The organism is Micromonospora sp. NPDC002575, from assembly GCF_042889525.1.
Classification (GTDB): domain Bacteria; phylum Actinomycetota; class Actinomycetes; order Mycobacteriales; family Micromonosporaceae; genus Micromonospora; species Micromonospora carbonacea.
In genome coordinates, this window is record NZ_JBIARA010000071.1 from 1 (window position 1) to 1,466 (window position 1,466).

Here is a 1,466-nt window from a genome sequence, read left to right on the forward strand (position 1 = left end):
TGAACTTTTGATCCGCTCCCTCGGGGGGCATGCTCGCAACCTTGATCAATGAGCGAGCCGGCCGTCATCAGTCGCGCTCGGGCGGTCGCGGGCGCGAGGAGTGACAGCAGGTCACCAGGCCCGTGAGGCCTGCGGCATGGCCTCATGCGGCAGAGCCTTGCGGGCGTTGTACCAGCGGGTGGCGACCCTGTGCATGTCCGGGTCGCGCATGGCGTCGATGCGCTGCATGACGATGTCGCGGCCGGGGTCGACGGTCACGATCCGTGCGCCCAGGCGCTTGTACTTCGCGAGCGCCTTGGGGCTGGGCATGGTGTGGATCAGGTAGACGTCGACGGTGTCGCGCAGTGCCACGGCTTCGTCGATGGCTGCGTACCGGGCGCGGTGGGCGACGCGGAGGATAACCGGGTCCTGGTTCCACTGGGGTGCGCCGGGTCCGGCGAGGGCACGGGTGATGAGGTCCAGGTCGATGACGATGTCACGCGCGGTGGCGTGCGACTGGATCCATGACGACTTGCCGGAGGCCGGCGGGCCGGTGATGACGTACAGCACGGTGCGCCACCTCCGGGCTGGCCGTCAGGGCAAGGGCAGCGGTGGCGTGGAGCGCGGTGGTTCGGTCAGGCCCGCCTCGGCGAGCGCCAGGCGCAGGACGTCGGCCATGGGCACGTCCACGTACTCGGGCGTGAGGGTCGGCTTGGGGGCGTCGCCGTACCAGACGTCGGTGACGTCCACGCCGTCGACCGTGTCAGCCCGGATGGGGTTGTGGCAGGTCTCGATGTCGACGACGGTGACGTCCTGGTCGAGGACGGGCACGAGGTGCCGGCGGACCAGCGCGGCGAGAGGGAAGCCCAGGGCGTTGTAGTCGATGCCGCGTGCCTCGCAGTAGTCCAGCCACAGCTCGGGGTCGTCACCGTCGTTGAAGCCCCACTTCGACAGCAGGCCCCAGGCGAAGAGGGTCAGGGTCGGCTCGGTCACAGTCACCACCTCCGTGACGACCGTACCGGCCCAGACGACTGTGGTCCGGGCGTTCGGTTGCCCTTGCGGCTGTTGCAGCGCCGGTGCGCCGGCCGCACGTTGGCCACGTCGAGGAGCGCGCCGCCTCGGGACAGCGGGACTTCGTGGTCGAGCGTGAACGACAGCGGGTGCCGTGCGTCGAGGTCGTAGCCGATCTCGTGGCCGCAGAGCCAGCAGGGGAGGCGCTGGGCGCGGAGCCAGTCGACCAGCCGCCGGTAGGGGCGCCCGTTGCGGGGGTTGCCGACCACGGGCGCCACCTCCGTCGTCAGGGCGTCTTGGTGACGCTGCCGATCATCTTGTCCTCGTCGAGGTCGCCGTCGTCGTCGAGCCAGCCGAGGTCTGCCATGGCCGCGCTGGCGACGAGAACGTTGTAGTCGTCGTCCTTCACGTTGCGGCAGGCGTCGGGGCGGCCGGTGCGGTCGGCCTTGTACTGGGCCTTGAGGGCGGCGGCGCAG

General features: G+C 70.3%; 4 protein-coding genes. All 4 read right to left on the bottom strand.

What is annotated here, in order from left to right; all coding sequences use genetic code 11:
• Nucleotides 1-111: 111 nt before the first annotated feature.
• Nucleotides 112-549: an AAA family ATPase gene (locus ACFYWL_RS31165; RefSeq protein ID WP_386980415.1), complete on the bottom strand. Its 438-nt coding sequence runs from the start codon at nt 547-549 to the stop codon at nt 112-114.
• A gap of 24 nt (nt 550-573) precedes the next feature.
• Entirely contained in the window at nt 574-972 is a 399-nt protein-coding gene (locus ACFYWL_RS31170; protein WP_386980417.1) for a hypothetical protein, read from the bottom strand.
• A 2-nt stretch (nt 973-974) separates the two neighbouring features.
• Complete coding sequence (locus ACFYWL_RS31175) at nt 975-1,259, bottom strand: HNH endonuclease (protein WP_386980420.1); 285 nt, start codon at nt 1,257-1,259, stop codon at nt 975-977.
• 17 nt (nt 1,260-1,276) lie between these two features.
• Nucleotides 1,277-1,466 (bottom strand): hypothetical protein (locus tag ACFYWL_RS31180; RefSeq protein WP_386980423.1); only part of this gene is annotated, 190 nt, incomplete at its 5' end.